At 33.9% G+C, this 21,108-nt stretch carries 14 protein-coding genes and 1 tRNA gene; 10 read left to right on the top strand and 5 right to left on the bottom strand.

Annotation, left to right across the window (positions count from 1 at the left end):
• Positions 1-45 precede the first annotated feature (45 nt).
• The 4 genes from ACXGQW_RS01715 (at position 46) to priA (ending at position 5,975) form a co-directional block, all read left to right on the top strand.
• Positions 46-1,155, top strand: coding sequence for an MbnP family protein (locus tag ACXGQW_RS01715; RefSeq protein WP_457823386.1), 1,110 nt, complete (start codon positions 46-48; stop codon positions 1,153-1,155).
• Positions 1,156-1,237: 82 nt separating this feature from the next.
• Positions 1,238-2,320 carry a cytochrome-c peroxidase gene (locus ACXGQW_RS01710; protein WP_457823385.1) on the top strand — a complete coding sequence of 361 codons (1,083 nt, stop codon included), beginning with the start codon at positions 1,238-1,240 and terminating at the stop codon, positions 2,318-2,320.
• On the top strand, positions 2,307-3,188 hold the full coding sequence (locus ACXGQW_RS01705) for a hypothetical protein (RefSeq protein WP_457823384.1): 882 nt from the start codon (positions 2,307-2,309) through the stop codon (positions 3,186-3,188). Before ACXGQW_RS01710 ends, ACXGQW_RS01705 begins: the two co-directional genes overlap by 14 nt.
• A 333-nt stretch (positions 3,189-3,521) precedes the next feature.
• Positions 3,522-5,975 (top strand): replication restart helicase PriA, encoded by a 2,454-nt coding sequence (priA, locus tag ACXGQW_RS01700; protein WP_457823383.1) that lies wholly within the window; start codon positions 3,522-3,524, stop codon positions 5,973-5,975.
• Positions 5,976-6,054: 79 nt separating this feature from the next.
• Here the strand turns inward: priA and ACXGQW_RS01695 are convergent, their stop codons facing one another.
• The 5 genes from ACXGQW_RS01695 to ACXGQW_RS01675 all read right to left on the bottom strand — a co-directional run bounded on the left by ACXGQW_RS01695 (position 6,055) and on the right by ACXGQW_RS01675 (position 12,580).
• Positions 6,055-7,257, bottom strand: a complete 1,203-nt coding sequence (locus tag ACXGQW_RS01695; protein WP_457821478.1) for an IS256 family transposase — start codon at positions 7,255-7,257, stop codon at positions 6,055-6,057.
• Positions 7,258-7,388: 131 nt separating this feature from the next.
• Positions 7,389-10,154 carry a T9SS type A sorting domain-containing protein gene (locus ACXGQW_RS01690; protein WP_457823382.1) on the bottom strand — a complete coding sequence of 922 codons (2,766 nt, stop codon included), beginning with the start codon at positions 10,152-10,154 and terminating at the stop codon, positions 7,389-7,391.
• Between the two features lie 808 nt (positions 10,155-10,962).
• Complete coding sequence (locus ACXGQW_RS01685; protein WP_457823381.1) at positions 10,963-11,313, bottom strand: hypothetical protein; 351 nt, start codon at positions 11,311-11,313, stop codon at positions 10,963-10,965.
• Positions 11,314-11,316: 3 nt separating this feature from the next.
• Positions 11,317-11,841 (bottom strand): KdsC family phosphatase, encoded by a 525-nt coding sequence (locus tag ACXGQW_RS01680; protein WP_457823380.1) that lies wholly within the window; start codon positions 11,839-11,841, stop codon positions 11,317-11,319.
• Complete coding sequence (locus ACXGQW_RS01675; protein WP_457823379.1) at positions 11,828-12,580, bottom strand: Rossmann-like and DUF2520 domain-containing protein; 753 nt, start codon at positions 12,578-12,580, stop codon at positions 11,828-11,830. Before ACXGQW_RS01675 ends, ACXGQW_RS01680 begins: the two co-directional genes overlap by 14 nt.
• Before the next feature lie 96 nt (positions 12,581-12,676).
• On the opposite strand from ACXGQW_RS01675, the gene ACXGQW_RS01670 reads away from it, so the two are divergent.
• From ACXGQW_RS01670 to pelF, 6 genes are all read left to right on the top strand, one after another.
• Positions 12,677-13,243 carry a glutathione peroxidase gene (locus ACXGQW_RS01670; RefSeq protein WP_457823378.1) on the top strand — a complete coding sequence of 189 codons (567 nt, stop codon included), beginning with the start codon at positions 12,677-12,679 and terminating at the stop codon, positions 13,241-13,243.
• Between the two features lie 2 nt (positions 13,244-13,245).
• Positions 13,246-13,968: a bacillithiol biosynthesis deacetylase BshB1 gene (bshB1, locus tag ACXGQW_RS01665; RefSeq protein WP_457823377.1), complete on the top strand. Its 723-nt coding sequence runs from the start codon at positions 13,246-13,248 to the stop codon at positions 13,966-13,968.
• 65 nt (positions 13,969-14,033) lie between these two features.
• Positions 14,034-14,109: transfer RNA gene (locus tag ACXGQW_RS01660), tRNA-His, on the top strand.
• A 581-nt stretch (positions 14,110-14,690) separates the two neighbouring features.
• On the top strand, positions 14,691-16,352 hold the full coding sequence (locus ACXGQW_RS01655) for a hypothetical protein (protein ID WP_457823376.1): 1,662 nt from the start codon (positions 14,691-14,693) through the stop codon (positions 16,350-16,352).
• Between the two features lie 69 nt (positions 16,353-16,421).
• Positions 16,422-19,316, top strand: coding sequence for a TIM-barrel domain-containing protein (locus ACXGQW_RS01650; protein WP_457823375.1), 2,895 nt, complete (start codon positions 16,422-16,424; stop codon positions 19,314-19,316).
• 318 nt (positions 19,317-19,634) lie between these two features.
• Positions 19,635-21,104 carry a GT4 family glycosyltransferase PelF gene (gene pelF, locus ACXGQW_RS01645; protein ID WP_457823374.1) on the top strand — a complete coding sequence of 490 codons (1,470 nt, stop codon included), beginning with the start codon at positions 19,635-19,637 and terminating at the stop codon, positions 21,102-21,104.
• The last annotated feature ends 4 nt before the right edge of the window (positions 21,105-21,108 follow it).

Raw genomic sequence — 21,108 nt, 5'->3', positions numbered from 1 at the left:
ATGCATGCACACAATTATGAATACCATCACATTAAGATATTTAAAATGAAAAATTTAAAAATTTGGGCTTTAGTAGCCTTAACAACTATTGGGTTAACATCTTGTAACAACAATGATGATTCCATAGATGATCAAACATCACTAACAGGAAATGAGTTAAACGGTAACGGAATTATTCCTGCCGTAGGAGAAAAAATAGATGCTTATATTCAATTTGAAAGTGTTTTTAACGGGAGTTCGTTTTCACTAAACAAAGATTTGCAAAGTGCTAATAATGGAGTTTTAAAGGTTAGCACATTCAAATATATTGTAACCGATATTGTTTTGCACGGTACTGATGGTACTACAGATTATAAACCTTCAACCATAGAAAGCTTTCACATTGTAGATCAGTCTTGTAACCAAACAGATTACAAGTATTTAACCAAAGTTCCTAATGGTAAGTACAACAAAGTTTCGTTGAGATACGGAATAAGTGAAGAAGTTCACGAATTAGGAGCGGGAGCTCAAGGAGAAATGTTGTTAGCAGCGCAAGAAGCTGGATTGTTTTGGGGTTGGACCACGGGTTACCGTTTTATGACTTACGAAGGAAGTTTCAACGGCAACGCAGGAACTTTTAGAGTGCACAACGGAAGTCATGGTAGCGCGGCTAGCGGACACGGACATGGAGCGTTAACTAGTAGGGTAAATCACAACGGCGATCCTCATGATTCAGAAGAAGAAATTAAAGAAAAGCCAACTAGAATTGATAACAGTAAGGTGATTACTTTAGATTTTTCTAGTGAAGGAGTCATATTGGTAAGTGATGATACATCTCCTAAAATACATTTGTCTATAGATGTTGCTAAAATTTTAGACAATTCATCGGACAACGACAACGACTTATATTTATCTCAGAATCCAAACATTATTATAGACACACACAATTCTCCAAAAGTTGCAAAAAACATATCTCAAATGTTTTCTGTAGCACATATACATGCAACGGATCCTGTAATACGAGTACCAGCGATTAACAGTTGTAAAGATGTAAATCCTAACGATGAACCCTTGGGTGGAGAAGGTCATGACAACAGTGATGGACATCACGATGATGAGAAAAAAGAAGATGGTCACGATAACAGTGACGGACATCACGACGGAGATAAATCATAAGTTTATCTACCAAACTCATCATAATTGCAGTAAATTTTTTTTACGAAAAGAAAGACTTCAATTATTTGATTCTATTTAGCTTATGAATTTCCGAAGAAAAATAACATTATTCATTGCCGTACTTTTTGCGTTTTCTTGTAATAAAGAGAGTGCAGAAAGTATTGACGGTGAATATATAGAGATACAGAAACCTTCTAACTTTCCTTCTTTTACTTACGATTTTGAGAATAACGAATTTACTCAGAGCAAATTCGAGCTTGGAAAAAGATTGTTTTATGAGGGCAAACTTTCTTTAGATAATAGCGTTTCTTGCGGAACGTGCCACAATCAAAAAGATGCGTTTACACATCACGGTCACGACTTAAGCGATGGTGTAGGAGGAACTTTTGGAACTAGAAATACACAGCCATTACAAAATATGGCTTTTATGAACGATTTTACTTGGGATGGAGCGATTCGTCATTTAGACTTGCAGCCACTGGTTCCTATTGAATCTGAAGTAGAAATGAAGGAGTCGTTGAGAAACGTACTCAAAAAACTTCAAGACGATCAATCATATGTTTCCGACTTTAATAAAGCTTTTTTAAAAAAAGAAACGGAGTCTAACATTATTAACATTAGAACGTTAACTCAAGCTTTATCGCAGTTTATGAATGCTTTAATCTCTAGTAATTCTAGATATGATAAATACATAAGAGGAGAGTCTATGGAAGTTCCGTACTCTGATGAAGAGAAAGCTGGGTTAGCCATTTTTAAAAGTAAATGTGCCTTTTGTCATTCTGGTGAATTGTTTACAGATCAGAGTTATAGAAATAATGGAATAGGAGCGAACCCAAGATTACCTAACGAATTGGGTAGAGGAAGAGTTACCGATGAAGATAACGGCGTGAACTCTCAAGACTATTACAAATTTAAAGTACCTAGTTTACGAAATATATGGGTTACAAACCCCTATATGCACGATGGTCGTATGGCAAATATCAACGATGTTCTAAATCATTATAGTGATGGAGTGAAGGATATGGCAACTTTAGACCCTTCATTAAAAAGTGGTGATAAGTTAGGGATTTCGTTGACCACTGAAGAAAAAGTATTGTTAAAGCATTTTTTAAAGTCTTTAACAGATGATGAATTTTTAAACGATGAACGCTTTGCAGAAAACTAGTTTTATTATTCTACTGTTGGTATCAAGCTTAAACTATGCTTGTGATGTTTGTAGCTGCGGCTCTTCAAACGCAAGTAGCTTCTCGGGTAACTTTTCGGGTAACTTTATAGGCTTTGCTTACAACTACCTGTATTTTACTTTTTTAGAAAATACTTTGATTGATGATACTCCTATAGCGGACGATCATATTAATACAATTAATATTTCAGGGCAATATTACATTACTCCTCGAGTATTGCTAAGTGCTGTAATTCCCTACAGATTTAATACTAGAAATACTTCTTTTGATAACGTGAGTAATGATGGATTGGGCGATATTACGGTAAGAAGTTTAATAAGCATTCTCAATTTGGAAAGCAATCATACGTTAAAACTCGGAGTGGGTTTAAAACTCCCTACAGGAAGCTTTAATTTGCAGAGAGCAAGGGTAAATCAAACATCTGCCACCCAGTTAGGAACAGGTAGTTTAGATGTTATATTGCCTTTGGAATACAGTGTTCGGTTAAAAGATTTTACAGTTAACTTAAATGGGAATTATTTTATAAAAAATAAAAATAACGAGGAGTTTAAGTATGGGAATCAAACACAAATCACAAGCAATGTAAGTTATAAGATAGAAGTCAATCAAAAAACAAGTATATCTCCTTCGTTGGGATTCAGTTACGATCATTTTTTACCTACATCAAGATTTGATATTGAAAATAAAGGAACCTCAGGTTATATGGCAAATACCAATTTTGGGATGGAGCTAAATGTAAAGCAATTTATATTCGGAGCTAACTATCAGTTGCCCATAGCTCAAAACTTAATAGATAAAGAAGTTAGATTTGAAAGTGGTTTTGGAATTTACACTTACTGGACATTTTAAAAAAAGGGTTTGAAATTTTCAAACCCTTTTTTTATTAATAAACACAGCCTAAGTATCCAAAAACTAAATTTAAAATTGTAATTATCATTCTCCAATCATTTTTTCAATGACGATGAGTAGCTATTATCAGACTAAAACAACAGTAAAAAATTCTTTCCATAACAATTGAGATGACTATAGTCGAAAATTTATAGTTATTAATCTACTATGATGGTCATCTTAAATCTCTATTTAGACTGCGATAAAAAATCAGACTTTGTTGACTATAATATTATTGCATCAATCACAAAATCTCCATTTCTTTGTAAGTAAGCCAAAACTCAAAAAACATTGTTGTTTAAACCTTATTTTGCTGATGTCATATTGCCCATTCCGTTGGAAAGACAGTTTACCTATCGTATAACTGAGCAAGAATATCATTTTCTGCAAATAGGAGTTAGAGTTGCTGTTCCTTTCGGTAAAAGTAAAATTTATACGGGAGTTGTATATCGATTACACGATGTGGAGCCTCAGGCTTATGATGCCAAGGATATTTATCAAATACTAGACGAGCAACCTATTATCAACCCAAACCAACTCAAACATTGGGAATGGATTGCTGACTATTACATGTGTTCTTTAGGAGAGGTCTTAAAAGCAGCTTTTCCAACAGTTTTTTTGTTGGAAAGTGAAACCATTGTACTACCTAACACTACTTTTAATAAAGTAGATGATTTGAGCCCAGAGGCCTATTTAATATATGAAGCTTTACAAAGTAAATCTCAACTAAGTATTTCGCAAGTGTCGAATATACTGTCCAAAAAAAAAGTATTTCCAATTCTTAAAAACATGATAGATATAGAAGCTATTAGTTTAAAGGAAGAAATATATGAACAGTATCAGCCCAAATTAGTTGCCTATATAAAATTAGCAGAAGCCTGGGATGATTCAGATAAACTCAAAGAACTTTTATCATTACTGTCTAGATCTGAAAAGCAGAGAAAGTTGGTAATGCAGTATTTTACGTTGAAAGCTCAAACCAAAGCTCCTATTAAGCGGAAAGAGCTTTTAGAAACAGCAGAAATAAATACAAGTGTTTGCAAAGGTCTAGAGAAAAAAAACATTTTTGAAGTTTATGAATTACAAACCGATAGAATTTCTTTTGGAGATGCTACGCAAGAAATCCCCACCCTATCAGAAGATCAAAACAAAGCCTTAGAAACCATCGAGCAAAGCTTTGATGATACAGATGTTTGTTTGTTTCATGGAGTTACGGGAAGTGGAAAAACAGAAGTTTATGCCCATTTAATCCAATCAGCGATTGAGAAAGGTGAACAAGTGTTATTTTTAGTTCCAGAAATAGCTTTAACAACACAGTTAATTATAAGACTCCAAAAGTTTTTTGGTGATGATTTATCAGTATATCATTCAAAATATTCTCAAAATGAAAGAGCAGAAGCATGGAGTCATATACTCAACGGGCATCAAAAAGCAAAAATAGTATTAGGAACTCGTTCTGCTACTCTGTTACCATTTAAAAAATTGGGGTTAATTATTGTAGATGAAGAGCACGAAGCTTCATATAAACAATATGACCCTGCTCCAAGATATCACGCTAGAGATGCTGCTATTGTATTATCTAAAATACACAATGCTAAAATTGTGCTGGGTTCTGCAACTCCTAGTTTAGAATCTTATTACAATGCCAAATTAGGGAAGTATGCTCTTGTAAATTTAGATAGACGTTTTGGAGATGTTCAAATGCCAAAAATTGAATTAATTGACATTAAAGAAAAACACAAGCAAAAGAAAATGACAGGACATTTTTCTGATGTTTTACTAAAGGAGATTAAAGAAACACTGGCGTTAAAAGAGCAAGTTATTTTATTTCAAAACAGGAGAGGTTTTGCTCCTTTGGTAGAGTGTGAAACTTGTGGCGTGGCTCCGCAGTGTCCTAATTGTGATGTGAGCCTAACAGAACACAAGTTTAAGCAAGAGCTAAGATGCCATTATTGTGGATACCACAGAGCAATTCCATTACAATGTGATGCTTGTGGCAGCACAGAGCTAAGCAGTAAAGGTTTTGGGACTGAGCAAATAGAACAGGAATTGTTAGCTTTACTTCCGAATCACCGCATTGGACGTTTAGATTTAGATACTACTAGAGGAAAGTACGGATATCAAAAAATTATAGAAGCTTTTCAGCAAGGGGATATAGATGTTTTGGTAGGAACTCAAATGCTATCTAAAGGATTAGATTTTAACAATGTTACTTTGGTAGGAGTTTTAAATGCGGACAACATGCTTAATTTTCCAGATTATAGAGCACACGAACGTAGTTTTCAGATGTTAACTCAGGTAGCAGGTAGGGCAGGTCGTAACGTTAAACAGGGAAAAGTGTATATCCAAACCTTCAATCCTTATCATCAAATATTACAGCAAGTAACAACTCATAGTTACCATCAAATGTTTAATGAACAGATTTCTGATCGAAGAAACTTTTTTTACCCACCTCATTACAGATTAATTCAAATCACGCTAAAGCATAAAAATTTTAATTTGTTAAATGATGGAGCAGAGTGGTTAGGAAAATCTCTTAAAAACACCTTTCATAAAAATTTGTTAGGCCCTACAGCACCTTCAGTAGCGAGAGTTAGGAATCAATATATCAAGCAACTTATTATAAAAATACCACCCAAACAATCGATTACTGCTACTAAGGAATATCTAAGAAAAGTAAGATTAATGTTTGATTCTATAGGGAAGTTTAAATCCATCAAAGTTAATATTGATGTGGATGCTTATTAAAAAAGAGGTTCCTTAATAATTAAGGAACGACAGTATCCAATATTTTGTGTAAACAAAAATTCTACGGGGTTTAACTTTTTTAAAGTTGAACCCTTTTTTCAAATATAGTTAAGAACTGGTTAAGAATTAGTCCCCAATTGTGAATTGGCTGGGTCCATTTCTTAGTAATTTGCATCAAAGATAAATAAACTGATTTTTTCAAGGCATCGTCTGTTGGGAAGCTCATTTTGTTTTTAGTGTATTTTCTAATTTTGCCATTAAGATTTTCAATTAGATTGGTAGTGTAAATTATTTTTCTGATTTCTAAAGGGAAATCAAAGAACACGGTAAGTTCCTCCCAATTGTTACGCCAAGATTGTACTGCATAAGGATATTTATCATTCCATTTTTCAGCAAACTGGTCTAATTCGGCTTTAGCCATTTCTTTATTAGGAGCATTGTAAATATGCTTCATATCTCCTGTAAAAGCTTTTTTGTCTTTCCAAACCACATAACGTGCACTATTACGAATTTGATGAACCACACAGATTTGAGTATCTGCTGTTGGAAACACATTTTTAATGGATTGTGTAAATCCGTTGAGATTATCGGTAACAGTTACCAAAATATCTTCAACCCCTCTAGCCTTTAAATCAGTAAGTACTCCTTGCCAAAAAGCGGCAGATTCATTCATTCCTAACCACATTCCTAAAAGTTCTTTGTGGCCTTCTCTGTTGAGCCCTACGGCTAAGTAAATAGTTTTGTTAACAACCTTTCCTCCTTGACGAACTTTAAATACAATTCCATCCATCCAAACTACGCAATAAACAGACTCTAAAGGCTTGTTTTGCCATTCTAATACTTCTTGATTGATTCTGTCTGTGATGATAGATATAGATGATGTGGAGAGCTTATAGCCATAAATTTGATAAAGTTCATCTTCAATATCAGAAACACTCATACCTTTTGCATAAAGCGAGATTACGATATTTTCTATAGACAGTGAAGTGCTTTTGTGTTTAGGAACCACAACAGGTTCAAAATCACTATTGCGATCACGTGGAACTTTAATCTCGCTTTGACCGAGGCGGTTCTTTACTTTTTTTGTAGTGCTACCATTGCGAGCATTAGTGTTGCTGCGTTTACCATTTTTGGGATAGCCTAAATGAGCATCCATCTCTCCTTGAAGCATAGCTTCTAAAGCGGCACTGTGTAATTCATTCAATAAATTACTTAAATCGTCTTCTGTTTTTAGGCCTTTTAATAGACCACTTTGTAAAAATTGATTTTTTAAATCATCCATAATAAAACTGTGTGTTATAAAATTAATCAAAAAATTAGGCGGGGTTTTAAAACCCCGCCTAATTTCTGTTTACACAGTTTTTTGGACACTACCTAAGGAACCTCTTTTTTAATCATGAATAAGTATGGTGATTAGTAAACAATTAATCGCTTTACTTGTTTATCTCCCTTAGATAAAATGCTAACATGATAAACTCCCGCAGATAGATTAGAAATATCAATCTGATTGTTAGTTGGTGTAACAGTAGATGTTTTTACCATATTTCCGTTTATATCTAGGATGGATACTGTGCTATTTTCAGTAACATTTATGAATACTGAACCCGAAGCAGGGTTAGGACTCAGTACAGGTACGTTGATTACTTCTGTTTGGTCTAATTTTTTAAGACCATTATTAGCTATTGTTGCGCGAGAAGAGAAGTTGTTGACAAATATTCTAATGCGCACAGGAGTAACTTGACCTGTAATTCTATCAGACATATATTCTGTAAAATTAAAAAACTGCCTACCTCTTTGAGTTCTAATTCCTCCGTTAGCGTTAATGTAATCTCTAGCTTGGTTAACATTAGAAAACGTGTATTCTCTAAATAGCGTAGGAGTACTTTTAGGTGCGTAATTGGCAAAAGTAGAGTTACCTGCTTGGTCGGTAACAGTTCCTTCTATTCTAAAACGCAAACTCCCGTTAAAATCTATGGTATCATCCATGTTGTTGCTTTTAGAGAAAGTTACTGTAAAAGGAGTGTTGGGATTTAGATTGGTTTCTATAATTTGTGTTCTTTCGTTAGGATCTCTATCAAATCTACGTCCCAAAAGTCTATTCTCACCATTAGTTCCGTTGCTGTTTAACCAAGAAACTCTGTTAAAAATAAATCTAGAATTATCATTATTTGCACTAATTCCTACTCGCGCATCTACTTCGGCACCAATACGAGTTTGGTTGAAGAATTTTACGTTGTTTAGGTTGATGTTGTCATCCCACTTCTGAATTAAAATTCCAGACGGATTCCCTAAAGGATTAGAGCTACCTGCACTTGGCGGGTTGTCTGCTTGATGAAATTTAGAATTTTTAATTACATATCCAAAATTAGTAGATATGTAAATACCAAATCGGTTCGTATTCCACGCTACCATATTTTCTACTACAGATGCAACTCTGTGAAAAGCACCAGAGATAGAACGTCCTTGAGATTTAAATCCATCTCTACAGGCAGCTGCAATGTTGTTTCTAAACTCAATTAATGGAACCGCAGTTCTCACTACTTCTGATCTTAACGGAAAAGGATTTACTTTACCTTCAGCTTCAAAAATAGAAGTATTTACTTTGTCAGCTACAATCGTCTGTTGACCTGTACCTTGGTAATTATAAGCAACTCCAGAAGTAGTGGCAACATTCTCTACCATTCTAACAGCTCTTCCTTGCATACCGTACGCAATAGAACCTCTAAAATCATCATCTAATAAATCTCTAACAGTTCTTCTAATCTGATTAGGAAATCTTGGTCTCCCGGGTAAAAACTCTGTAGTATCATCGCTTTTAATTCCAGCTACCAAATTACGTCTCCATATACCGGTTTCGGAACCGCTCTCTGCAATCATTCCACCACCTTCAATATCAAAAACTACGTTGTCTGTAAAGTTTGCGTGACTATCGTGATGCACCATACCCCATCCTGGAGATCCCCAAACCACATTTCCTCTTGCTACAATTAATCGATTAGGGTTAGGACCTCTTAGCGACTTGTGAAAGTGAAGTGAGTATCTACCTCTTTGGTTTTCTACATTTCTGATATTATCAAACTGATTTAGATTTCCGTTAGGAAAAGCAATATTTCTATTAGATCCATTACCACTAATGACAGGAACTCCAAGTTTTAAATCGTCTAAAATGTTACTTTTATCTGTTCTTCCTAAATCTTTAAAAAGTGCATTTTCAATGACGATGTCTCCGTTAAACATAAACATGGTATGTCCTCTCTTGGTCAAGTCTGTTTGAGTTTCTGTAAAAGTTGAATTTATTTTTATGTTTCTTGTTAGGTTTCCTACGTAAGGAAAGTAGCTAGTACCATCAAACGTAACGCCGCTGTGGTCGAATCTAGTGTTTTTGTTTACTCTAATTTCACTTCCGTTAATGGCAGTAATTTCAAAGACTTCATCTCTAGAGATAAATCGATTAGGGTTAGTACCTGTCAATACAATTTCATCTCCAACGCTCCAACCCGTTGGTGCATTTTTTAATCTTATTCTATTCGTACCTTCCACAACATTCGCAGAACATTCAGAAAAATCTAATTTATTCTTTCCTATAATACGAACCTTTCCCATGGTCATTAAACACAAACTAACTTGATTCAAGTCCCATTTGTATCTACCATAAACTCCAGAACCATCAGAAGGTAATCTATTTCCGAAATGGTCGAACACAGGTTGATTCTCCCCACCGTTGGCAAAAAAGTTCAGCGTACTTGCTTTCCAACGTTCTCCAAGCGAATTGTTGTTGTTTGTTTTAGCGGTAATATTGTACGGTCTCAATTCAATACCAATATCTCTAGAGTTATTTCTATTCGCAATAATATTTAGAAAAGAACTTGGGGTATTTACAAAAGTGTCTACAATCAACTTTCTGGCGTTTGAATTTCCGTTGATGTTAAATTGACCTTCGTTTTTAATGACAAATATATGTTCGTTAGAGTTTGCGTTGTAATTAATAGTAATACCATTAGGAATTCTTACCAATGCTCCAGTTCTAGGTACGCTATTGGTATCCCACGTAGAAGCCCTATTCCATGCTCCGTTCCGCACCGCTACATGGGTAAAAACATTATTCGGAATCATGATTTGTCCAACAGCAAATTGAACAATCATCAATAAAAGAATCACTAAAGTATTTTTTTTACACATATCAATGAGGTTTGTTAATTAATCTTCATAAATATACTTTCAATTTTTAATAAATAACAAAAATTTGAACACATTTGTTGCGAAGTACGTAATTAAGGGGTGTTAAATGTGAAAATAAGGTAACAAAATGATATTTTTTGTAATAAAAAAGCAATATAAACTCTTAACACTGGTTAGTTTTTAAGCATAATTCTTCTAACCATAGTCTAAATTTGAAAAATATTAACGTTAAAATCCTTTAGTATAAAGCAATAAGTAATTTTGTTCAACTTTATTAAGAACAAGGTTTACATAATTTGATAAAACCAATAAAATTGATTTCACATCACAAAAAAAATGGTTGTTGTTCATCAGTTTTTAAGTTCGATAATTGAAGGACTCCAGTTTTAAAATCTAATATTACTAGATAGGGTAAGTAATCGTGAGATATGCCATGGCAAGTAGTTGTACTTGCAGAAAAAAACGTAGGAGTAAAATTCAAATAGAAACTGACAATTATCACGACATTTAGAAATGAAAAAATGTTAATTATCTGTTTAGTTTTTAGAGCTGTATAAGCTACTAAGTGATTTAAAGGATAAAAGTTCTTTTCGCGATGATAGCAGAAATGGGGAGTAGTCAGTTTTCTGAGTTCAGATAATAATGTTTAATGTGAGTTCGATTTAAAACGGTAAAGATGTTAAATTTTTTTTGTGAGTGCCTATTGGAAAAAACTTGTACTTAAAAATTTAATTGAAGACTAAAACATTGATTTCCATACAAAATCATCATAGGTTTTAGTTGAATTGAACTTTTATTCCAATAAAACTCACGTATATTTAATTACTTTTTTATCCTTAGAGATCATCATTTTTTGGATTGCCAAGTCTATGTTTTCAAAATCGTTTGCTTCGTACCTAAAAAAGGTAACTTCGTTACACAAACGTTTCGTTTCCGTTAGTATTTTTCCATGTTGTTTGCTGTGTACAAAATCAATCATACTATTTAAACTGTCCCAATAAGTATAGGAGTAAAACACTTTGATTCCCTCGTTTTTCAGTTCAGATTTTAAGTTTCCGTTACTCGCTAATGACTCTTGATATATAACTTTAGAGAGCTTTAGAAATTCGGGCAATAGTGTTCTCTTTTTTAACGTGAACGTACCGATAGAAACAATCATCAATTAATCGTATTTAGCGTAAAACTTGTCTTTCCACTTACCTTGTACTCTCAAAACTTGTTCTATAATATCTCTAGCGCAACCTTCTCCACCTTTCACAGGAGAAACATATTTAGAAATTCCTTTTATTTCAGGAGCCGCATCCTGCGGAGCACAAGCAACGCCAACCAATTCCATTACAGGGTAGTCTGGAATATCATCACCCATATAAACAATGTGCTCTGGAGTTAGATTGTATTTCTTTATAATTTCCTTATATTTTTCAATTTTATCATGCACTCCTAAGTGGATTTCTGTAATTCCTAGTCCTTCTAACCTTGTCCTAACTCCTTCACTACTACCACCAGAGATAATACAAACAGGAAAACCAGCATCTACGGCACTTTTTAAAGCATAACCGTCTTTAATATTCATATTCCTAACCAATTCCCCGTTAGGAAAAATAGTAATCATACCATTGGTTAATACTCCGTCAACGTCAAAAATAAACGCTTTTACATTGTTTAATAATTCTTTATAACTCAGCATCGTGTTTTTCTTGTATAGATTTTGTTAGTATTTGATAAATTTCTTTATCCGTATTTTCTAATTGTGATATATGTTTAATTATAGTTTCCCTATCATTTCTAACAGCAGGCCCCGTTTGAGCCACATGAGGAGGGAAGATTTGAGTTTTTAAAAAAGTTTCTTGAATTAGTGGTTGCAAAATATCAAAATCTATTTGATGATGATTACATATTTCATAAGCAATTCCGATCATTCTATTGCTAAAGTTATTTGCAAAAACTGCGGCCAAATGTAATTTTTGTCTTTTGTATTCATCTACCTGATGGCAGAAATCAGTAAGCAGAATAGTGAATTTTTCCAAAAGAGGATAATCATCACTAAATTCTGTTTCCAAACAGAATGGAGTCTTCCTAAAATTAACTTTTTTCTCTTTGGTAAAACTTTGAGCAGGATAAAAAACCCCTTTGCGTTTTGCGTTCAATTCACTGTAAGATTTTGTCCCAGAGGTGTGAACTACCAATCCGTTCAAATGAGTTAAATCCAATAAGTGAATAACATCGTCGGGGAGCGCAACTACATAAATGTCAGCTTTTTGAAGTTCATACACACTCTGTGTGGTTGATAGTATCCCTTTATAAAGTCTTAACCCCTTGCTAGACCTATTGTATACTTGTATTAAATTGATGTCAGGGTGATTAACACATTCTTTAATTAAATGTGAACCTACTTTACCAACTCCCAACACGCATACTTTTATCATAATCCAAAAATAAGAACTATTCTAAACACTACCTTGAAATTTATTACATTTGATTGCGACCAACGGATAGCTTATCTTTACAAGAAACTCTTAATAATGAAATTACTTTATATTACGGTTCCAGTGTTGCTTTTAGGTATCTATGCTTTTAGAAACAAAAAACCTAAAACAACGAACACCAAAACATCTATTTACGATTTCGTGGTAAAAGACTTACAAGGAAATGATTTTGATTTTGCTGAGCTTAAAGGAAAAAAAATTATGGTAGTGAACACAGCTTCTAAATGTGGACTGACCCCACAGTACGAGCAATTACAAGAGATTTATACTGAATATAAAGACGTACACGATTTTGTGATTGTAGGTTTCCCTGCCAATAACTTTTTGTATCAAGAACCTGGAGACAGCAAGGATATACAGGAATTTTGCCAATTGAATTATGGGGTTACCTTTCCGATGATGCAAAAAATAGATGTAAAAGGAAAAGATCAGGCAGAAATTTATCAATTTTTGACACAGAAGAAATTTAATGGTGTTAAAGATTCTAAAGTAAAATGGAATTTTCAAAAATACCTGATAGGGCGAGACGGTAAATTAGAAAAAGTTGTTAGTCCAAGAACCAAACCAAATGACCCAAGTATACTAGCTTGGATAAAGAAATAAAGATGAATTTTAAACTAGATATATTAGCCATTGGGGCTCATCCAGACGATGTTGAATTAGGTTGTGGAGCCACCATTGCTAAAGAAGTAGCGGGAGGGAAACAGGTCGGAATTTTAGACTTGACAAAAGGGGAACTTGGTACAAGAGGAACCCCAAAAATCAGAGCAATGGAAGCAGAAGCAGCTGCTGGAGTTTTAGGAGTTACAGTAAGAGAAAATTTAGGCTTACCTGATGGTTTTTTAGAAAACATTAAGGAATATCAGCTTAAAATAGTTGAAGTGATAAGAAAATATCAGCCAGACATTGTTTTATGTAATGCTATTGATGACAGACATCCCGATCACGCAAAAGGAAGTAAATTAGCATCTGATGCCTGCTTTTTATCTGGACTAAGAGCTATTAAAACAGATTTAGGATATGGAGATCAAGAAGCTTGGAGGCCTAAAAATGTGTATCATTACACGCAATGGAAAAATATAGAACCAGATTTTTTGGTAGATGTTTCTGATTATATAGATGTCAAAGAAAATGCCATCAAGTCTTTTAAATCTCAGTTCTACGATCCTAATAGTAAAGAACCAGAATCTCCAATAACGAGTAAAACTTTTTTAGAAAGTGTTACCTATAGAGCTAAAGACTTAGGTAGGTTGATAGGGGTGGAGTATGCAGAAGGCTTTACTACAGAACGTTATGTAGCTATTAAAAATTTATCGGATATTTTTTAGATTAATGTTTGAAAAACCTAATAAACCTTTTATATTTGCAACCGCTAACGCGAAAGCGCGCAAATGGTGGTTGTAGTTCAGTTGGTTAGAACGCCTGATTGTGGTTCAGGAGGTCGCCGGTTCGAATCCGGTCTTCCACCCTTAAAAAGTAAAACCTGTCTAATTTTAGACAGGTTTTTTTTATGGCTCAATTCTCCTAATAATTGATTTTTTTGGAATCATTCCTAAAAGTTGCGTTTAGGCATAAATCTTAGTCAGTCAAAACAAGAAGAATTCTACATTTTTAACACCTTCAAACTGAGCTTCAAAGGCTTTTATTTATGCATTGAAATAAGACTCTGTAGATGCGTTAGTGTTTTGTTATTAAAGTAGTTCAGAATAGAGGATCAGTCTCTAAGGTGTAACGAAATATCGCTAAAAACAGTAAACTAATTATACTTCATGTTAATTAATTGTTTACAATAGTTAACATTTTATTTATTTAATAAATAAAATTTTATTACCTGAATTTATGGGTTCTGCTGAATTTTTAACAATGACGAATATTTATTATTGCGTATTTCATTTTATTAAATATTGTTTTTTGATTTTTATTCAAAATAAAAAATATCTTCAAATAACATAAGTGTTAATTTAAAGTTATTTTTTTGTTAATTATTTGATTCTATAGTGTGTTTGTTTCTCTCAATCAGCTAGATTTAATGAACACTAAAAAAAAAACTATGAAAAAAAATTTAGTAATTACCCGACTCGGGTTAGTATTAATACTTTCGATCTTACTATTTGTATCCTGTAAGGACAAAGCAGCATCTTTAGACAATCATTATTCGGATTACGATTCAGAAAGAGCCCCTTATTTAAAATTTCCAACCCCTTTATCTCCAGAAACACCTTGGGATGTAGATAGAAAATTGCAAAAAAAATTAACAGACAAAGGAAAGTTCTCAGAAGTGCAGCGCATGTTTGAAATATTGTCTTGGCAATGGTTTGTTTCTTTAAATTGGCCCACCGATGACAAAGGACATCCAAAAGATCATCTTTCTGATGATGGAACACCAGAATGGTTTAAGTGGAAAGAAAGTTACGAAGTGTTTAGACCCAACGGGGAGAAGCCTACGCCCTGGGGTACTTTTAACTATCCAATTGGTTTTCCTACAGATTTGGAAACCAACAACGCAAAAATTCTATTTAGGTCTAATAAATTTGTAGATTTTACACACCCAGACATAGACGATGAAATCGATCAAGCTTTTACAGGTCCTATATGGGATCAAAATGGTAATATAACCAGATACGAAGTAAGAATGAATCAAGTAGAGTTTGATTACATCCTTAAACACGAATTGTATAATTACGACGGACAGATAGAGTTTTCTAAAACCACAGGAGACGTAAATTTTCCAGAGGGAAATAGAACAGATGAAGGAGTAATAGAAATTAAAGTTGCATGGAAAGTTTTAGAAGAGTCTGATATCAAGTCTCGTTACTTTTCAACTAAAGGATATGTAATTTCTCAAGATGGTACTTACACAAAGAAAGATGTAGGTATGGTAGGAATGCATATTTCATCTAAAACAGAATCCGCTCCTCAATGGATATGGACTACTTTTGAGCACATAGACAATTTAGAGGTGAATGAATTAGATGTAATAGACGGTAAGCCTTTAAAAGCATCCTACTATGATGCTAACAATCCCACAGCAGCTATTAATGTATTTCCAGATACTGTTGGAGTTGCTAAGCCTAAAACACAAATACAAAGAGTATTACCAATTTCAGAAGCTACTAAGGAATTAAATATTTCTGTTAGAAGTATATTGAGAGAAGCGAATTCAAAGTTGCAGTATTATCAACAAATAGGTACACAATGGCCAACGAACCCATCCTCTAAACCTTATACTTACGGGGGAGTTGGGGGTGCAGCTAATGATACTATTTATACTTTACCAGCATCAGTTACCAACAAATCAGGAGGAATGCCTACACCAGTATATTTAACAAACATGGTCATGGAAACCTATTTTCAAGGGGGGACTATTGTTGGGGATGGAGATCAAATTGTTCAGACTTTCCAACGTAAAGATACCAACGGAAAATATAAGACACAACATGTAGATACTTTGCAGGGTTATGATATCTATATGGCAAACGAACCAGCTTATTTTCAGATGAACGGAGGACCTATGGGGTACGACACCGCAAATAGTCAAAAAATAATTTTTGGTACCGAAAGCTGTATAGGATGTCACTTTTCTAGTAACATTGCTACAGGTTACACTTTAGATACAAATGGAAACAAAATCCCAGTGTTTGATAGTAGACCCTCTTCAGCAGACTTTAGTTGGTTGTTAAATCAAAAACCGAGCTTTTTACCTGCTGAATAATAACCTACAAAACACAAATCAAATTTAAACGATTTGTGTTTTTTAATTTTTAATAAAAAAAACAATGCTATGTCAGATTATAAATACGTACAAGTGAATGAATTCCAACCTAATGTTGACGGGTGGAACGAAATAGGTGATATCAAAGAATATAAATTTAATGGGAACGATTTATTGTTAACGAATGAGGATGATTATCAAATAAAAATCTCGTTTTTATCAAAAAGTACTATTAGAGTACGTTTTAAGCCAATGGTATCACCAAATTATGATACAGATGAGTCATACGCAGTCGTTAATAGGGATTTAGGTGCTGTTTCTATCAACCACCAATTTCTAACAGAAAACGGTGGTACTTTACATATTACGACTGGAGTTGTAGATGTATATATTGGTTTGGCACCGTATGGAATTTCTGTGCAGAAAAACGGAAAAGTAATTACGGAAGATACCTATCAAAAAAATATTGTATTCAGTAACGAAGCCATTGCAAACATTAAAAAATCACCTACAACAGAAAGTTACTTTGGGTTTGGAGAAAAGGCAGGTTCAGTTTTAGATAAAAAGGAAAATACCATGACTTTTTTTAACTATGATAACTTTTCCTATGATGATGGGAACATGATTCCCGAAGGAACAGATGGGGGGCCTTTAAATCCGTCAGGTCCCTTGTACAATTCCATGCCGTACTGCTTAGCTATTGGAAAAGGAGATACAGGTATTGATTATGCTTATGGGGTTTATTTCGATAATGTTTCTCAATCTTATTTTAACATGGGAGCAAACGACTATTCTGATATGGATGGCAAATATTACTTTGGAGCTTTGTATGGTGAGTTAGATTACTACATTATGATTGGTAACACCGCAGACGGAAGTCAGAATGAAGTAGCAAGCGTAATAACTCAATATTCTAAATTAACAGGTGCTTCTGCCATGCCTCCAATGTATGCATTTGGTTACCAGCAAGGTTGCTATGGATATTATAGTAGAGAGATTTTAGAGAAAGTAGCCGATGAGTATAGAAAAAATAATATTCCGATTGATGGGTTGCATATCGATGTAGATTTTCAAGACAATTATAGAACTTTTACAAGTAGTGATGTCAAATTTCCAAACGCAGAAGAAATGTTTGAAAATTTGAGAGCAAAAGGATTCAAATGTAGTACGAATATTACAGGTATTATCACAGCTAATCCTTATGATGAAAATGGAACATTACCAGGAGAAGTAGGGTATAAGGAGTATCCTACTCGTGATAATCTAGTGAATTTAAATGTAGATAATGCAATGGAATCTATCTATAAATCAGATACAGTGAGTCCGTTATCTGCACAAGGAGATCAATTACCGCAAGCTTTTATTTGGAATACAAGAGAAGGTTCTGGTGAAGACAGTAGAATTTTCATGGCTCAAGAGAGTTATGGGGTAGACACTATGTATGATGGTAAACCTTTTAATACTTATCAAAAAAATTATCCATCTCCAGGTCATCCTCAGGGACAAAATGCGTTAGGAACCTACGGATATTATATGGATTTAGGGATTGAATCAGTAAAAAAATATTGGGGAGAACAATACCAGTCTTTATTGGAGAAAGGATTAGATATGGTTTGGCAAGACATGACATGCCCTGCATTGGTTCCCAACAGCGATAATGACACAGCAGACAAATCTTTGCCTTTAGATTTAATGATGTATGATAAAATTACAGGAACCTACCAGCCCAATATTAAAATACACAATTCATTTTCTATCAATTTAGTGGAGGCAACCTACGAGGGATTGACAAAGTTAAGACAAGACAAAACACTGTCAGGAGTTCATAATTACAAAAAGAGAAATTTTATTATTTCTCGTGGAGGATTTGCAGGTGTTCACAGGTATGCAGGTATTTGGACAGGTGATTCAGCTAGTAGCTGGGACTTTTTAAAAATTAACATTCCAGAAGTTTTAAATATAGGTTTGAGTGGGTTGCCAATTTCGGGTTGTGATATTGGAGGGTTTGCCAACGGATCTGGAAGTGTTACAGAGGGAGATACTCATGGAGTGACAGAATATGAACTGTATACAAGATGGATGACGGCAGGAGCATTTTTGCCTTGGTATAGAAATCATTACGATGGATATACTAAGAGTTTTCAAGAGCCATTTAATTACGGAGATCCAGTACCAGAAAATTGTAGAAAGTACATAAACCTCCGTTATCAGCTGTTACAAGTTTTTTATGATTTTATGTATGAAAATACCTTAAATGGTTTGCCTATAACGCGTGCGATGTTTTTAAATGAGCCCAATGATCTTAATGTGTTTAGTTATGCTGATCAACAATTTTTCTTAGGAAAAGATATGATGGTGGCACCAGTTACAGATCAAAATTGGAATAAAGACGTATACTTGCCAGCTGGATCCAATTGGTATGTGTTTGATGTAAACGGAGGTGCGTTGCCAGAACCTACAGTTGGTGGGCAGGTGTACAATTGGTATGTGCCCTTAGATTTGGTTCCGGTATATGTTAGAGAAGGAGCAATCATACCTATAAGGGAGTTGGCTCAATTTGTAGATCCCGAGGCTGTTAATTATTTAAACTTTTTTATCTATCCTGGTAAAAATAGCAGTTATCAACTGTATTTAGATGATAAAGTATCTACTGCGTTTGAAGAAGACCAAGCATATAGAGTTACTAAAATTGAGACAAAAAATACAAATTCAGGTAGGCTTGTTACTTTTACCAGAATTCACGATAAATTTACTCCACGTGAAACTTATTTTTTTGTAACACTACTAGGAGTTCTTAACAATTGCAGTGCAGTTTCGGTTAATGGGAAAAAATTGAAAGAAGTAACTGAACAATCCATTGACACTGCTAAAAATAATAGTTATTATTACGATGCTGAGAATAAAAAGATAGTAGTTAAAATAGCAGATAAGGCATCTTTACTGACTTTAGAAGTGAGCAATTAACGTTGAACACAAAAATAGTAAGTGGACATAGAATTGCATTTTTATTTTGAATGATATTGCAATAAATACAAAAACATGATCTTGATTTAAAGCACGTTTTTTATGAAAATCAGGTGTTTTTGCCAACATAAAAAAAAGCTTCAACATACGTTGAAGCTTTTTTTTGTTTCTAAAAGGTGATTCTTAGAATGGTTAGATTTACAAAGTGCTCTTAAAACGCTTTTATGACCAATTTAATTGCCTTCGCACCCTATTTTCTGAGGGTTAATTATTTATATTGCCAAACAAATTATTGATGTTTACTAAAAAGAAGGGTAAATGACTAAAAGAGTAATGTTATTAGGAGAGGGAAATTATCCCTACCAAGGTGGAGGAGTATCAACATGGTGTCATTCCTTATGTACAAAACTAGAAAATATAGAGTTTAGTATCTTTTCTCTAACAGCAGATGTGAGCACTCCACAATATGAGCTTCCTAAAAACGTAAAAAAAGTAATTCAGCTACCTATTTGGTCTTTAGAGGAGCCTATTGAGTTGTATAATTATCAAAATAAATACATTGATAATGTCATCAAAAAGCGAAGTACCAAAGAAGCGCATATAAAAAATGAGTTTGTTCCAGTTTTTGGCGAATTAATCAAGGCTATTCATCAAAATGAAACCGATGCAAACAAACTTCATGAGACCATCATCAAATTACACGATTATTTTGTGATCCATGATTACAAAACTACGATGTATTCTGAAACAGTATGGGAGTTTTATAAGCATATCACTTTAAATGATGCCAAGGAGAAAAATTACGATGAGGAGTTAAAAATTATAGATGTTATCATCAGTTTGCGATGGTTGTATCATTTTCTGCTGCCTATTACTTTAGAGATTAAAGACACAGATATCAACCACGCAACCATTGCCGGTTTCCCAATTCTACCTGCTTTAATAGCCAAGCATCGTAACAACACTCCTATTATTCTTACAGAGCACGGGGTGTTTATTAGGGAAAGATTAATTAGCATTGGAGCTTCTAGTTTTTCTTTTTTTCTTAAAAATTTTCTAATCAGTTTGTCAGAATGTATTGCGAGGGTTGCTTATCACAAAGCAGATAAAATAGTAACAGTGAGTACAAGCAACTTAAAGTGGGCAAAAATGTATGGGGCAGATATGTCTAAATGCAGTATTATTTACAATGGTGTGGATGAAAATTTGTTTAAACCTAAAGACACAAATAATGCCCAAAAATGCAGAAATACAGTAATAGCAGCTGCAAGAATTTTTGAATTGAAAGATATTATAACCATGATAAAATCTTGTGCAGCGGTTCAAAAAGAAATTCCAGACATAAAATACTTAGTTTATGGAAGTATAGATGCCGTACCAGAATATACGCGTAAGTGTGAAGCTTTGATAGAGGAGTTAAGTTTACAAGACAATTTTATTCTAGCAGGCTTTCATAGCAAACCTCATGAGCTGTTTTTGGAAGGAGATATTTCCATTTTAACTTCAATATCCGAGGGATTTCCTTATACCATTATAGAATCTATGAGTTGTGGTATTCCTGTTGTAGCTACCGACGTTGGTGGGGTCACAGAAGCTATCTCCCATGGTGAAGATGGCTTTGTGTGTAAGCCAAAAGACGACATAGACTTGGCAAATAAAGTAATTAAACTATTAAAGGATGATGAGCTTAGAAAAAGTATGGCCTTAAAATCGAGACAAAAAGTATTGGACTGTTTTAGGTTAGATAAAATAATGGAATCGTATCACCAAGTTTATCAATCATTGTAAGTTT

The sequence above is a fragment of the Wenyingzhuangia sp. IMCC45533 genome (genome assembly GCF_054111225.1).
Note: the sequence above shows the minus strand (reverse complement) of the source record. Positions and strands in the feature narration are given on the sequence as shown.

What these genes read in the sequence shown, in the direction of transcription:
- ACXGQW_RS01715 (WP_457823386.1), top strand. Translation starts at nt 46, where the DNA reads ATGAAAAATTTAAAAATTTGGGCTTTAGTAGCCTTAACAACTATTGGG.
- ACXGQW_RS01710 (WP_457823385.1), top strand. Translation starts at nt 1,238, where the DNA reads ATGAATTTCCGAAGAAAAATAACATTATTCATTGCCGTACTTTTTGCG.
- ACXGQW_RS01695 (WP_457821478.1), bottom strand. Translation starts at nt 7,257, where the DNA reads ATGGATGATTTAAAAAATCAATTTTTACAAAGTGGTCTATTAAAAGGC.
- ACXGQW_RS01690 (WP_457823382.1), bottom strand. Translation starts at nt 10,154, where the DNA reads ATGTGTAAAAAAAATACTTTAGTGATTCTTTTATTGATGATTGTTCAA.
- ACXGQW_RS01685 (WP_457823381.1), bottom strand. Translation starts at nt 11,313, where the DNA reads ATGATTGTTTCTATCGGTACGTTCACGTTAAAAAAGAGAACACTATTG.
- ACXGQW_RS01680 (WP_457823380.1), bottom strand. Translation starts at nt 11,841, where the DNA reads ATGCTGAGTTATAAAGAATTATTAAACAATGTAAAAGCGTTTATTTTT.
- ACXGQW_RS01675 (WP_457823379.1), bottom strand. Translation starts at nt 12,580, where the DNA reads ATGATAAAAGTATGCGTGTTGGGAGTTGGTAAAGTAGGTTCACATTTA.
- ACXGQW_RS01670 (WP_457823378.1), top strand. Translation starts at nt 12,677, where the DNA reads ATGAAATTACTTTATATTACGGTTCCAGTGTTGCTTTTAGGTATCTAT.
- bshB1 (WP_457823377.1), top strand. Translation starts at nt 13,246, where the DNA reads ATGAATTTTAAACTAGATATATTAGCCATTGGGGCTCATCCAGACGAT.
- ACXGQW_RS01655 (WP_457823376.1), top strand. Translation starts at nt 14,691, where the DNA reads ATGAAAAAAAATTTAGTAATTACCCGACTCGGGTTAGTATTAATACTT.
- ACXGQW_RS01650 (WP_457823375.1), top strand. Translation starts at nt 16,422, where the DNA reads ATGTCAGATTATAAATACGTACAAGTGAATGAATTCCAACCTAATGTT.
- pelF (WP_457823374.1), top strand. Translation starts at nt 19,635, where the DNA reads ATGACTAAAAGAGTAATGTTATTAGGAGAGGGAAATTATCCCTACCAA.